The following is a 12,826-nucleotide window of genomic DNA, read 5'->3' on the forward strand; positions in this document are numbered from 1 at the left end:
AGGTGGCTGTGGGCATTCGGGTGCTGGTGGCCGATGACCATGCGGCGGTCAGGGTCGGGATCGTGTTGATCCTGGACGGCGTGGACGACATCGAGGTCGTGGGTGAGGCCGGCGACGGTGAGCAGGCTGTGGCCATGGCTCGTGAGTTGCGGCCTGACGTCGTGCTGATGGACGTACGGATGCCGCGGCTCGACGGGATTTCCGCCACGCGTGAATTGGCCGGGGTTTGTGATGTGCTGATTCTCACCACGTTCGATGTCGACGAGTATGTGTTCGGGGCGTTGCGGGCCGGGGCCGCTGGGTTTTTGCTGAAGAATACGGATGCGGAGTCGTTGGTCGAGGCGGTTCGGGTGGTGGCTCGGGGGGATGGGCTCATTTCGCCGGGGGTTACGCGGAGGCTGATCGCGGCGTTCGCCGAGCAGGTTCCGATGCGGCGGGAAGAGGCGGCGGCGGATCCGGCAGGGTTGACGCCTCGGGAGCGGGAGGTGTTGGCATGTATTGGGCGGGGGTTGTCCAACGCCGATATTGCGAGAGAGCTCGACATGGCGGAGGCCACGACCAAGACCCATGTCAGCCGGGTGCTGAACAAACTGGGACTGAAGAGTCGGGTGCAGGCGGCGATTTACTATTCGGATTACTATTCTGAGGGTGTGTAGGCGGTCGGTTGTTGGTTTGTTGGGCTCGGGGGGTTGGGTTTGTTCGCGGCCCGCGGGCGGGGCGGCTTGTGGTCGTGGCTGTGGCGGGGGCTCCGTGGGGGAGTCGGTGCCCTGGCAGCCGCCTGGTGCTGGGTGGCCGCTTTTTGTGGCGCCTGACCGTCGGGGGTTCGTCCCATAAGGGCCGGGAGCCGGGTATCGCGTGGGAAGGGGTCTCTGGGCAGAGAGGGCGGGTGTGTCGTACGGACCCCCGTCTCAAAGTGCGGCGCCGTACGGAATGGGTATGGGCGGCGCGGTGGCCCAGCGGCCTCGCGCCGGGTCTCGGGGAGCGGAGGCGGTGTCAGAGCCCGAAGGCGCCGCCCTCGACGAGGATGAGCAGGCCGATGCCGACCAGGACCAGGGGCAGCAGGACGTGACCCCACCGGCTGAGGGCCTTGGCGACGACGGGACGGGTGGCGAAGTACCGTCCGGCGGCGCACCATACGGCGACCAGCGCCAGGAACACGACGACGTGCACGCTCGTCGAGCCTGCACCGGCGGTGGCGAAGACCGGCACGTACACGCCGATGTTGTCGCCGCCGTTGGCGAAGGTGACCGCGGCCACCTCCAACGCCGTGGGTCCGTTGGCGCGGTCTCGGGACGGGTCGTCGTCCCCGCCGCCGTCACGGCGGTCCTTCCACGCCTGCCAGCCGGCCTTGAGGCCCAGGGCGAGGGGGAGCAGGCCGAGGTAGGGGATGACCGGGGCGGGCAGGAAGGTGGCGCCGAACGCGCCCGCCGCCGCGACGGCCACGATCGCGATGAACCCGAGGTACTGCCCGGTCACGATCCGGGCGGCGGTGCCGCGCCGTCCGGCGCCCTGGGCGAAGAACAGGGCCAGGACCACGATGTCGTCGATGTTGGTGACGGCGAAGAGCCCGGCCGCCTGCCCGACGATGTCCAGGTTCACGAGCCGAACGCACACTTTCGGGTTGGGAGGGAGCGGACCCGCGGTGCGGCGTCAGGACGTGGCCGACCCGCGGTGCGGTGTCGCGACGTGGCCGACCTGCGGGCCGAGGCTACTCGGCGGGAACGTACAGGCTGAGGGTCTCGGCGACGCAGGCCGCCCGCTTCTCGCCCTCGATCTCGACCGTCATCTTCAGGCTGGACAGGTAGCCCGCGGGGGTGCCCTTGACGTCGGTGAGCTCGCCGACGGCCCTGATGCGCGCCCCGACCGGCACGGGCCGGGGGAAGCGGACCTTGTTGAGGCCGAAGTTGACGCCCATCGCGACGCCCTCGACCTTGAGCAGGGAGAACATGAACGACGGGAGCAACGCCAGGGTCAGGTATCCATGGGCGATCGTGCCGCCGAACGGACCTTCCTTGGCCCGCTCGGTGTCGACGTGGATCCACTGGTGGTCGTCGGTGGCGTCGGCGAAGAGGTTGACCTGGTCCTGAGTGACCGTGCGCCACTCGGTCGGCCCGAACTTCTCGCCGACGGCCGCCTTGAGCTCCTGAACGTTCGCGAAGGTCCGCATGCCCGAACGCTATTGCTCGGGCGCGACGGCTGCCAAGTTGGGTAACCGGCCAGCGCGTTCGGCTTGTTCGCGAAGGCTCCGGGAGCGCGCCGCGCCGTACGGAGTCGTCCGGGACGCCGGCTTTCCCGGAGGCGCAGGAGGCCGCGGGCAGTTGCAAAGATCTTTACTCGAAACCATCGCATAGGTGTTCGAGTCCGCGCTACAGTTCTGTGTACCGCAATCGAACAGAGGTTCGGCCTGGTGAGAGGGGGTGTGTCCGATGACGGTGCTTGCGCCGGCCCCTGCTCGGACACGCCGTAGCACTTTCTTCCCAAATCTAAGACGGCCGCTATATCCGGCAATAAAGTCCGAGAGCGTGGACCCTGTGCGAAACCCCTACGCTCCCGGTGCCGGGCAACGTCCGCCGGAGCTCGCCGGGCGCGATCGTGAGCTGCAACAGTTCGAGGTCGTGCTGGAGCGGGTGGCCCGCGGCCGTCCCGAGCGCAGCATGGTCGTCACCGGCCTGCGGGGCGTCGGCAAGACCGTCCTGCTCAACACGTTCAAGTCCATGGCCATGCAGCGGCTGTGGGGCACGGGCAAGATCGAGGCCCGGCCCGACCAGTCGATCAGGCGGCCGGTGGCGGCCGCCCTGCACATGGCCATCCGCGAGTTGGCCCCGCGCCACCGGGCGCCCGAGCGCATCGAGGAGTTCCTCGGCGTGCTCAAGGCGTTCGCCATGCGCGATCCGTCCGCGGCCAAGGGCACCTCGCACTGGTCGCCCGGCATCGAGGTGCCCGCCAGCCGCGGGCGCGCCGACTCCGGCGACCTGGAGATCGACCTCACCGAGTTGTTCGTCGACGCCGCGAGCGTGGCCACCGACCTGGCGGTGGGCATCGCGCTGTTCATCGACGAGATGCAAGACGTGCAGCCCGCCGACGTCTCCGCGCTGTGCGCCGCCTGCCACGAGCTGTCGCAGTCGGGCGGGCCGCTGATCGTGGTGGGGGCAGGGCTGCCGCACCTGCCGAGCGTCCTGTCGGCCAGCAAGAGCTATTCCGAACGGCTCTTCCGCTACGCGCGCATCGACAAGCTCGACCGAGACGCGGCCGACCTCGCGCTGATCCTGCCGGCCCGCGAGGAGGAGGTGGAGTTCACCCGGGAGGCGCTCGACGCTCTCTACGAGGCGGCCGACGGCTATCCCTACTTCGTGCAGGCGTACGGCAAGGTCGCCTGGGACCTCGCCCCGCGCAGCCCGATCACCATCGACGACGTCAAGGTCTCCGCCCCGGAGGCGGAGGAGGAACTGGCCGTCGGGTTCTTCGGCAGTCGCTACGAGCGTGCCACCCCGGCCGAGCGCGACTACATGCACGCCATGGCGCAGATCGGCGACGAGCCGGTCGCGACCGCGGAGGTGGCCGACGTTCTCGGGCGCAAGCCGTCCAGCCTCTCGCCCGCCCGCGACAGTCTCATCAAGAAAGGGCTCATCTACAGCGCCGAGCGCGGCCTGATCGCGTTCACGGTGCCGCACTTCGGGAAGTTCCTGCGCGCTCAGCCGGTCTGAGCGACGCCCCTAGACCTCTATTGGGCTGTCTAGTGGGGAAGCTAGACAGCCCAATAGAGCTGTATCACTGTGCCTGTCGAGCGGAATCTACCGCTTTCTAGCGTCAGGCCGATACTGGCGTATATTCCGGCAGAGAGCCGCTGTCCGCCGCGCTGACCACCGCCATACGCACCACCGGGCGCCTGCCGCTGAGGTAGACGGCGAAGACCACGTCGTCTTCGTCGTGGTTGCGGAAGGCGAAGAAACGCCAGCACAGCTCGCGCCACGTGTCGTACGGCTCGTCCGTGGCCAGCTCGCCCTGGTGGGCCCGCCAGGTGCCGCTCGACCGGAGCCGCGACAGGGTGACCGACTCGGCGGGGCCGCGGCGCTGCTCGCAGGGGGCGCGATACCGTACGCGGTCGATCAGCTCCTCGATCTCGGGCGACAGCGCCGCGAGCACGACCAAGCCGATGGCCGCGTACCAGGTGGGGTGGGCCGCGGCCGTCCAGCCGGTCACCGGCGCCCACACCGACACCCCGGCCATCCCGGCCAGCGCCACCGTCCGGCCGATCGAACGCAGCCCGACCGGCGCCGAGCTCACCTCGCCGAAGCAGCCGCAGCCCGCGTCGGGCCGCCGTCTGCGCAGCTCCAGCAGCACGTACGTGGACAGCGCGAAGAAGGCGACCGTGCCCCACCGGAACAGCGGATGCGTCGTGACCAGCAGGCCCACGGCCAGCGCCAGCTCACCGGCCGCGCACACCAGCAACGCCGGGGCCTGCAGGCGTCCGGGCACCAGCACCGCGGGCCCCAGCCTGGACAGCGACCCCGGCTCGCCCCCGGAGCTGACAGTGATCACCTTCGCCACCGTGCCGAGCACGAGGATGACGATCAGGAGCGGGAGCTGTGATTCCAGCACGGGCATCACCCCAATCCGATCTGCGCGTTGAAGCACCCTTTGACCAGCTCGCCGCCGAGCTCCACGTAGGAGGACGGCGACAACTCCGCGACCCGCCCGCGCGGCGAGGTGTCGCACTCGACACAACGATCGCAGAACCGTCCCGCCATGCACCCGCAGGCCACCACCGGCACGTTGGCGGAACGGTTGGAGCACACGTTTCTGACCTGGAGCAACGACCCGATCGCGAGGTAGGGCAGCCCGGCGCACGACACGCCCGTCTGCGGGCAGCCGGTGTCGGGGCGTTCGAGCATGGGGTAGGCCGCGCCGCGCTCCTCCTCGTCGAACGTGTCGGACCAGGTGGCGGTGCCGGAGATGCGTGACTGGGTGCCCGCGTACGCCGGGGGCGGAGGCGGCACGGACCGCGACGGGTAGGGGGGCTGCGAGGTGGCGGGCAGCAGGGCCTGGCTCGCGCCCTCCTGCCGGACGCCGATGGCGTCGAAGAGGTAGCCGGGTTCGAACTTGGGGTGGCGTACCTGGATGCGGCCGGAGGCCCGGTAGGGGATGACGGCCGTACGGTGGCCGCGGTGGGGGCCGCAGTCGAGCTCGACGGTCAGGTCTCTGCGGCCCTCTATGGACAGGATCGTCCCGGTTATGCGGGTGGTGTCGGCCCAGATGCGCTCGACCACGCGTCCCTCGCGCAGGGTCCGCATCAGCACCATCGAGCCCGTGGGCACGTCGGCGGGGGTGACCTCGGAGCCGTGCCAGGCGGTGGCCCAGGGCGCGATCACGAGGCGTTCTTCGCCGCCTCCGGGGGTCTCGATGATGATCAGGTGCGGGCTGACGTCCAGCACCTCGCCGGCGACCGCCCGCAGCGGGCCCCCGTCGCCGGGATCGGGGCCGGGAACGCCTCCCTCTCGGCCGAGCGCGGCCGCGGCCAGCACCCTGCGGCGCTCAACCCTCGGATAGCCCATCCGCCCTCCCTCGTCGGTTACCAGATTCACACGAGTCGGGGGGTTCGGTCACACCGTGGAGGCCGGTAGGAGAGCAAAATACGCATCCCTGGGGAAGTGCCTTCACCTACGGCGTCGTACAAACCGCCACCGACCTTGTCTGACCTTTGTCTTCGGTGGGCCGAAACCTGAATTGGGGTTCAGGCGCAAAGGGGCATCTGCCTGCGATTCTGGCCACGATGCAGACCACCGGATGGGAAGACGAGTTCCGCGAGTACGTCAGGGCGCGCGGGCCCGCGCTGCTGCGCACCGCCCACCAGCTCACCGGGCATCCGCTGGACGCGGAGGACCTGTTGCAGAGCGCGCTGACGAAGACGTACCTGGCGTGGGAGCGCATCGAGGACCGCAGGGCGCTGGACGGATACGTGCGGCGGGCCATGGTCAACATCAACATCTCGCAGTGGCGGCGGCGCAGACTGGAGGAGTACCCGTCGGACGAACTGCCCGAGCAGGCGGCGGCCGGTGGCGAGCCGGTGGTGTCGGAGGTTCACGAGGCTCTGGAGCAGGCGCTGCGGGAGTTGCCCGAACGCATGAGGACGGCGATCGTCCTGCGTTACTACGAGGACATGACGGAGCCGGAGATCGCCAGGACGCTCGGGATCAGCGTGGGGACGGTGAAGAGCACGGTGTCACGGGCGATGGCCAAGCTCAGGACGGCGTTGGGACTTCCCGGCTGACGTCGGCTCCCTCGCTCAGTGGCCCGTTCGGCGTCTCGGTGGCGCCGGCGGTCGCGCAGGGTCGTACGACGCTCCTGATCTTCCGCAGGCTGGTGAGGAACGCCTCCAGCTCGTCGGCCGCCAGCAACCCGGTGAAGCTGTCCTGGATGTCCTGTAGGTGCTGCGGCAGGACGCTCTTCAGCCGCTCACGCCCGGCGGCGGTGAGCGCGGCGTACGACGCGCGCCGGTCGGTGGCGCACGCCTCCCTCGTTACCAGCCCTTCGCGCTCAAGGCGATCGACGACCCTGGTCACCCCGCTCGTGGACAGCCCGATCTGGGCGGCGAGATCGCTCATCCGCAGCCGCTGGTGAGGGGAACGCGCCAACCGGATGGCGGTCTCGAAGTCGATCTCCGACAACCCCGCGTCGTTCAGCACAGGAGCCAGCCGGCCCATCAATCCGGAGTGCACCTCGGCCAGCAGCCCGACGGCGGTGAGCCGGGGGTCGTCAAAGTTCATCACATTCATACCTTATCTGATGATAGTTGACGGGAGGAATATTCCTCAGGTAGAAATTTGTTGGCGCAGACATCCGCATGGCAACCTTACTGAGGAGAACCCCGATGACCACTCGTACCTGGGAGTCCCTGACCATCCCGGCCGCCGGTGCCTACAACCTCGACGCCGCCCACACGACCATCGGTTTCGTCGTCAAGCACATGATGGTCAGCAAGGTCCGCGGTCGCTTCCAGACGTTCAACGGCTCGGTAACGATCGCGGAGAACCCGCTGGAGTCCAGCGCCCAGCTCACGATCGAGACCGAGTCGATCACCACCGGCGCCCCCGACCGCGACGGTCACCTGCGCAGCGACGACTTCCTGTCCGCCGAGAAGTTCCCGCAGATCACCTTCAAGAGCACCCGCGTGGTGGGGCACTCGGGCGACGAGTTCACCGTCGTCGGCGACCTCACCATCCGCGACGTGACCAAGGAGGTCGAGCTCACGGTCGAGTACGGCGGCGCCGGCACGAACCCGTGGGGCCAGGCCGTCTGGGGCTTCTCGATCACCACGGAGTTCGACCGCGAGGACTTCGGCCTGACCTGGAACCAGGCGCTGGAGACCGGTGGCGTCCTGGTGGGCAAGAAGGTCAAGATCGAGATCGAGGGCGAGGCCAACCCGGCCGCATAACGATCTCGCCATCCGTGCGACGGAGCCCTCCGGCGTACTGCGGGGTTATCCACAGGCTCGAAGCCCGCTCCAACTCTGGGCGGGCTTCATCCACAGCAAGTTACCCACAGGCTGTTGATAACTCTTGGTGAAGGCTGGGAACGCAATCGCTTTGCCGCCTCGCCAGAAGGCCGGTACGCTGTGCTGAGCCGCGCTGGCTCCGGGAGGATTCGCCTAGTCAGGTCTATGGCGCCGCACTGCTAATGCGGTTTGGTCTTACCGGCCATCCGGGGTTCAAATCCCCGATCCTCCGCAGGTGAAAGGCCCTCTACCGAACTTCGGTAGAGGGCCTTTTTTGATCTCTGCGGACGTCAGGGTCGCGGTTCGGGTTGCAGTTGCCCGTCAGGGCGGGCCCCAGAGTCCCTGGTCCATGCGGTTGCCGGCGTCCTTCATCTGAAGGGTGGCCACGTGGGTGTGGCGCTCTGTGGTCGTGACGCGAGTGTGGCCGAGGATCTCCTGTACGACCCGGATGTGGACGCCCCACTGTCGGCGCAAGTCGGCCTGACCCGGCAGGGCTGGCTCAGGCCGATGACTCTCTCCCCTCAGCGCCCGAAGGCTCGGCATCACCCGGCCCCCATATTGGGCACCCGATGCCTCCGGATGTTGAGGGCTCCGCCCTTGTCCTCGTGGCCCTGGCCCGCTTCCCCGTCGGGCGGGTCGACGGCAGACGGGATGATCAGCTAGGAGGCGTGTGCGTCCGCGCGGGGATGTGGCCGGGTACGTTGTCGCAGCACACGGCGAACCCGCTGTGGCGGGGGCACTCAACCTCTTCCGAAGTGGGGCAGAAGTAGATGTCGGGGCAGCCGCAGTCGTAGAAGACCGGCAGCGGATCGGGGAGCGTTGGAGCGGTCACGTGCCCCAGGATGCATGATCGAGAAGGTTGTCCGTTTTGGCCTGGCACCGGTTCGTCCGAGCGTATGGCCGGCGCACTTGCGGCACCCGCCGGTGGGTGCCGGCTGTCGTAACCGACTTGCGGCGATCGAAGTCCGGGGTTTCCGTTTCTCAGTCCACGTCTACCGGACGATGTGGTTGGCGTGCCCGATGGGACGGGAAAGCAGGGGAGCAGTGGGGAATCGTTGGGGTTGCGATCCCTTTGTTGAGCTGTAGCTACGCCGGTCGAGCAAGATCGGCGCGCGTCCGCGTGCGACGGCCAAGGCCGCGGCTCCCCGTGTGGCAGACATGATCCCATCCCCGATGGGACCTGTGGCTGATCCTTACCTTCTCAGGATGGTGGCTGCCGGTTCTCTACAGTCCTGTCGAACCATGCCATGGTCAGCTCGATCGGGTTGCGGTGAGTACGGCGATGTCACGGTCGAAGCAGACGATGATGTGGCCTTGTGGGGTGGCAGCGACGGCATTGACCAAGCCGGGGAATTCGATGTCAGAGATGATCTTGTTGAAGGTGGTGAGGCTCCATGCCGCCACCGTTCTGTGGCTGGCGGCAACTGCGATGGGGTGGCCGTCGATCGTGGTGGCGGCGAGCGCACCCACGGTTCCCGTGGAAAATTGGCCGATCTGCTGAGCGGTGGCGACGTCCCATACCTTCATCGGTGGGTCGCGCCAGTCATCGTTCGTGGTGATGGCGATGGGTCGTCCGTCCACGATGGTGGCGGCCACGAGGCGTACCGGTTTGCCGTTGCTTCCGGTGGTCTGGAGTCCGGTGTCGCGGTTGACAGTGAGGTCACGGACCCGGAAGCCGCCGCCCCACCGTCCGAGTAGGGCGACGGGCTGGTCGTCGAGCGTGGTGGTGGCGAGGTCGTGTACCCATCGATGGTCGCTCTTGCGGGGGTTGCCGGTCTCTTCGCCGGTGCGGAGATCCCATACCCGGATGGTCTTGTCGTCGCCGGCGGTGATGGCCCGGGGTAGGTCGCCCGTATTGTCGGCCGCGACGGCGGTTATCGGGCGGCGGTGGGAGGTCAACGGCGCTCCGGCCGCTTTCCCCAGTGTGAGGTCCCAGAGTCGGACATTGCCGTCCTTGCCTCCGGTGATCGCCACCGCGCTACCGTCCACTTGGATCGCGGCGACAGCAGTGACGGCGCCGGTGTTGTCCGTGAGTGGCCGGCACACCTGCTCGCCGGTGTCCAGATCCCATGCTCGTACGGTTTCGTCCTCGCTGCCGGTGACCGCCACCGGTCGGCCAGCCACTGAAGTGGTGGCCACCGCCGTGATCGCGGCGTCGTGGCGAACTGATTTGTCGGCCGGTTCGCCGACGACCAGATCGGACACCCGGACCGACCCGCCGTCGCAACTCGACACCACCACCTGCCGGCCATCCACCACTGCCGTCGCCACCGCATGCACCGTCCGAGGATGCTGAGGGAACAGCTCACCCACCAGTTCGGCCGTTTTCAGGTCCCACACCTGGATGGTCGGCTCGTTGGAGTTGCAGGTGATCGTCACCGGCCGGCCGTGCACAACCGTGGTCGTCACGGCCTCCAAGTCGGCAGACAGGGGGAGGTCACCGACCGGAAGTCCGGTGGCTAGGTCCGACACGCGTGTGGTCGTCTGGTAGCCACCAGAGACGACCACCAGATGGCCGGCAGTCGGCTCCGCGACCGCAACCGCGCCCACATGTCCGCTGTGGCCAGTGAACGGGTTACCCACCGGATCACCGGTACCCAGGTCCCATACCCGGACCGTTCGATCGCCGCCCGTGACAGCTACCCAGCGACCGTCCAGCACCGCGGTCGCCACTGCGTACACCGGGCCGGTGTGGCCGCGGATCGGTGCCATCACCTCCTGCCGCGTTTCCAGATCCCATACCCGTACCGTCGTGTCGTAGCAACCGGTGACCACCACCTGGCGGCCATGGCGTTCCGCGATCGCGAGGGCCTCCACGCTGCCAGCCTGAAGGTGGAACGGCTCGCCCACCGGCCTACCGGACGCGAGTTCCCACACCCGCACGGTGTCGTCGTCACCACCGCTGAGCACAACGGGGCGACCGTCCAGAACGGACATCGCCAGCGCCCGCACCGCGTTCGTGTGACCAGCCCATGAGGCTCCGACCTGCTCGCCGGTTGACAGATCCCAGACCCGTACGGTCTCGTCGCCGCCCCCGGTGACCGCCACGGCACGGCCGTCGAAGACCGCGGTCGTCACCGCCGCCACCCAATTGGTGTGACCGTCGGTGGTGCCCAACGGCGGGCATGACGTCACACCCTTCGGCAGCAGACTGGTCCAAGTTTGCCGCACACGCCAGGCAGCAGGACGAACAACCGAGACCTCATGGCGGGACAGTGACGACATGCCGCGCATAGTAGTTGCCGGCACCGGGACACGTCTCCAGAAAGCCCGGGATGATCGTCTTCCTGGGCGGCGGTGCGTGGCCGGAGCTGACGGGTCCTATGGACAACATTGGACGGTCCTTCCGACGCAGGCGAAAGACCCCTCTATCGAACCTTCTCTTCTAATGGTCGTCGCAACATCCCAGATGAGGGGATGCGACGGACTTCGAGATCCGGGAGGACCGGGAACGCAGCCAGGGCCGCAGGGCTCTTTCCTGAGAGCGGGCGGCGTACTTGCGGCTCGTGCAGCAGGGCTTGAGCCGCAAGGAGGCATGCCGGATCGTCGGCATCAACTCCCGGACCGGACGACGATGACGAAGCGGACGCAATCCGACCGGCCAAGCACGTGGGGGCGCTACCGACAACCTTGGCGTCGTCCCCAGACGTGCGTGGCCGCTACCTGAACGAGGCCGAGCGGATCCACATGGCCGACCGGGCGCGGGAGAACGCGTCGATCCGTGAGATCGCGCGCCCTCCATCATCAGCCGGGAGATCCGCCGCAACCGCCACCCTGGCAACGGACAGGACCGGCCGCACGCGGCTCAGGCTCGAGCCGACGCGCGCCGCCCCCGCCCATCGGCAAGAACGGCAACTCCGCCATCGGCACCCTCGCCGAGCGCTCCACCCGCTACGTGATGCTCGTACACCTCCCGCACGACCGCAGCGCCGAACTGATGCGCGAGGCTCTCACCCAGACCGTTACGACCCCTGTCACGCCACCTGCTGCGGGCGGGTACCGAGCGCGTGTCGCGTGGCAGCCGTAGTGGCGCTCGATATGGGGCTGGTGTCGCCTTCGTGCGTGTCGGGAATTGTGCGGGTCGTGTCGTTCCGGACGCTGGCACCGTTGCGCCGCCGGGGACAGGATTTCCTCTGTAAGTCACTTCGAGCGGGTGGGAGCAGGGTTATGGGATCGGGTCGGAACGTGGCGGTGTTCGGGGCCTATGGGCACACCGGGCGGTTCGTGGTCGCGGAACTGCGTGAGCGTGGATACGTTCCGCTGCTGCTCGGCCGTGACCAGGGCAAGTTGACGGCGCTGGCGCAGGCTCAGCCGGGGCTTGAGACGTGGCAGGCATCGGCCGACGACCCGGCCGCGCTCGACCGCGCGCTGAAGGGCGCCGATGCCGTGATCAACACCGCCGGGCCCTTCGCCTCGACCGCCGGCCCGCTGGTCGAGGCGGCGCTGCGGGCCGGTATCCCGTATGTCGACGTGGCGGCCGAGATCGAGGCGAACGTCGACACGTTCGCGCACTTCGCCGAGCGTGCCGGTGCCGCGGGCATCGCGGTGGTGCCGGCGATGGCCTTCTACGGCGGTCTCGGTGATCTGCTGGTCACCACCGCGATGGGCGACTGGACGGCGGCGGACGAGGTGCACGTCGCCTACGGTCTGAGCAGTTGGCACCCCACCGCCGGAACGCTCGCCTCGGGCACGGTCTCGTCGCAGCGGCGGGGTGGTCGCCGGGTCCGCTACTCCGGCGGGCAACTGCAGTACCACGATGACGCTCTGCCGACGCTGGAGTGGCCCTTCCCGGCTCCGCTGGGTCCGCAGAGCGTCATCGGCGAGTTCTCCATGGCCGACGTCGTCACCGTTCCCAGTCATCTGGCGGTTCCGGAGGTGCGTACCTACATGACCGCCAAGGCGGCCGCGGACCTGTTCGCTCCCGACCCCTCGGCGCCGACCGCGGTTGACGAGCGGGGTCGTTCCGAGCAGACCTTCGTGGTCGACGTCCTCGTCCGCTCCGGTGACACCGAACGCCGTGTGGCCGCCGCTGGTCAGGACATCTACGCCATCAGCGCGCCGCTCGCGGTCGAGGCCGTCGACCGCATCCTCACCGGCCGCACCAGGACCACCGGCGTCGCCTCCGCGGGCGCGATCTTCGACGCCCCCGACTTCCTGCGCGCCCTGTCCGCGCACCTCACGGTGCACCTGCCGCTCGACATGCGTGGCTGACCGACGACCCGTATCGGGAGCCAATTTTCTGTTCCGCTCGGCGTCGGTTCGGTCGATGGCGAGGGTGTCCATGGTCACACCCGGAGTCTGCCGTCGGGATCGCGATGCGGCTTTCGAGGCGGG

General features: G+C 68.4%; 12 protein-coding genes, 1 tRNA gene and 2 pseudogenes. 8 read left to right on the forward strand and 7 right to left on the reverse strand.

From position 1 onward, the window contains the following. Window positions 1-8 precede the first annotated feature (8 nt). A complete protein-coding gene (locus tag ABD844_RS28785; protein WP_344884770.1) occupies window positions 9-656 on the forward strand; it encodes a response regulator in 648 nt (215 codons plus the stop codon). 337 nt (window positions 657-993) lie between these two features. On the opposite strand, the gene ABD844_RS28790 is transcribed toward ABD844_RS28785, so the two are convergent. Next, complete coding sequence (locus ABD844_RS28790) at window positions 994-1,599, reverse strand: cadmium resistance transporter (RefSeq protein ID WP_344884773.1); 606 nt, start codon at window positions 1,597-1,599, stop codon at window positions 994-996. A gap of 109 nt (window positions 1,600-1,708) precedes the next feature. After that, the gene (locus ABD844_RS28795) at window positions 1,709-2,167 is read right to left on the reverse strand and encodes a MaoC family dehydratase (protein ID WP_344884776.1); all 459 of its coding nucleotides are present in this window, start codon (window positions 2,165-2,167) and stop codon (window positions 1,709-1,711) included. 355 nt (window positions 2,168-2,522) lie between these two features. Between ABD844_RS28795 and ABD844_RS28800 the strand changes: the two genes are divergently transcribed. Continuing rightward, complete coding sequence (locus tag ABD844_RS28800) at window positions 2,523-3,704, forward strand: AAA family ATPase (protein ID WP_344884779.1); 1,182 nt, start codon at window positions 2,523-2,525, stop codon at window positions 3,702-3,704. Window positions 3,705-3,807: 103 nt separating this feature from the next. Here the strand turns inward: ABD844_RS28800 and ABD844_RS28805 are convergent, their stop codons facing one another. Both ABD844_RS28805 and ABD844_RS28810 read right to left on the reverse strand, forming a co-directional pair. Further along, window positions 3,808-4,605 (reverse strand): MauE/DoxX family redox-associated membrane protein, encoded by a 798-nt coding sequence (locus ABD844_RS28805; RefSeq protein ID WP_344884782.1) that lies wholly within the window; start codon window positions 4,603-4,605, stop codon window positions 3,808-3,810. After that, entirely contained in the window at window positions 4,605-5,552 is a 948-nt protein-coding gene (locus tag ABD844_RS28810) for a hypothetical protein (RefSeq protein WP_344884785.1), read from the reverse strand. The genes ABD844_RS28805 and ABD844_RS28810 overlap by 1 nt, the downstream gene beginning before the upstream one ends. Before the next feature lie 218 nt (window positions 5,553-5,770). On the opposite strand from ABD844_RS28810, the gene ABD844_RS28815 reads away from it, so the two are divergent. Further along, on the forward strand, window positions 5,771-6,268 hold the full coding sequence (locus tag ABD844_RS28815) for a SigE family RNA polymerase sigma factor (RefSeq protein WP_344884788.1): 498 nt from the start codon (window positions 5,771-5,773) through the stop codon (window positions 6,266-6,268). Here the strand turns inward: ABD844_RS28815 and ABD844_RS28820 are convergent. Then, window positions 6,240-6,764 carry a MarR family winged helix-turn-helix transcriptional regulator gene (locus tag ABD844_RS28820; RefSeq protein WP_344884791.1) on the reverse strand — a complete coding sequence of 175 codons (525 nt, stop codon included), beginning with the start codon at window positions 6,762-6,764 and terminating at the stop codon, window positions 6,240-6,242. The genes ABD844_RS28815 and ABD844_RS28820 overlap by 29 nt on opposite strands. Before the next feature lie 104 nt (window positions 6,765-6,868). On the opposite strand from ABD844_RS28820, the gene ABD844_RS28825 reads away from it, so the two are divergent. Together ABD844_RS28825 and ABD844_RS28830 are read left to right on the forward strand one after the other, a co-directional pair. Beyond that, window positions 6,869-7,432 (forward strand): YceI family protein, encoded by a 564-nt coding sequence (locus tag ABD844_RS28825; protein ID WP_344884794.1) that lies wholly within the window; start codon window positions 6,869-6,871, stop codon window positions 7,430-7,432. A gap of 202 nt (window positions 7,433-7,634) precedes the next feature. Further along, window positions 7,635-7,724, forward strand: a tRNA-Ser gene (locus ABD844_RS28830). A gap of 423 nt (window positions 7,725-8,147) precedes the next feature. Here the strand turns inward: ABD844_RS28830 and ABD844_RS28835 are convergent. Beyond that, window positions 8,148-8,324: a hypothetical protein gene (locus ABD844_RS28835; protein WP_344884797.1), complete on the reverse strand. Its 177-nt coding sequence runs from the start codon at window positions 8,322-8,324 to the stop codon at window positions 8,148-8,150. Window positions 8,325-8,743: 419 nt separating this feature from the next. Beyond that, window positions 8,744-10,717, reverse strand: a complete 1,974-nt coding sequence (locus ABD844_RS28840; RefSeq protein ID WP_344884800.1) for a WD40 repeat domain-containing protein — start codon at window positions 10,715-10,717, stop codon at window positions 8,744-8,746. Window positions 10,718-10,926: 209 nt separating this feature from the next. Between ABD844_RS28840 and ABD844_RS53305 the strand changes: the two are divergent. From ABD844_RS53305 to ABD844_RS28845, 3 genes and pseudogenes are all read left to right on the forward strand, one after another. Then, window positions 10,927-11,331, forward strand: a pseudogene (locus tag ABD844_RS53305) (IS30 family transposase); the annotation flags it as partial. Next, window positions 11,331-11,462 (forward strand): annotated as a pseudogene (locus ABD844_RS53310) (IS30 family transposase); the annotation flags it as partial. The pseudogenes ABD844_RS53305 and ABD844_RS53310, both read left to right, overlap by 1 nt. Before the next feature lie 197 nt (window positions 11,463-11,659). Then, window positions 11,660-12,703 (forward strand): saccharopine dehydrogenase family protein, encoded by a 1,044-nt coding sequence (locus tag ABD844_RS28845; protein WP_344884803.1) that lies wholly within the window; start codon window positions 11,660-11,662, stop codon window positions 12,701-12,703. Window positions 12,704-12,826: the final 123 nt, after the last annotated feature.

The organism is Nonomuraea antimicrobica (assembly GCF_039536965.1).
Classification (GTDB): domain Bacteria; phylum Actinomycetota; class Actinomycetes; order Streptosporangiales; family Streptosporangiaceae; genus Nonomuraea; species Nonomuraea antimicrobica.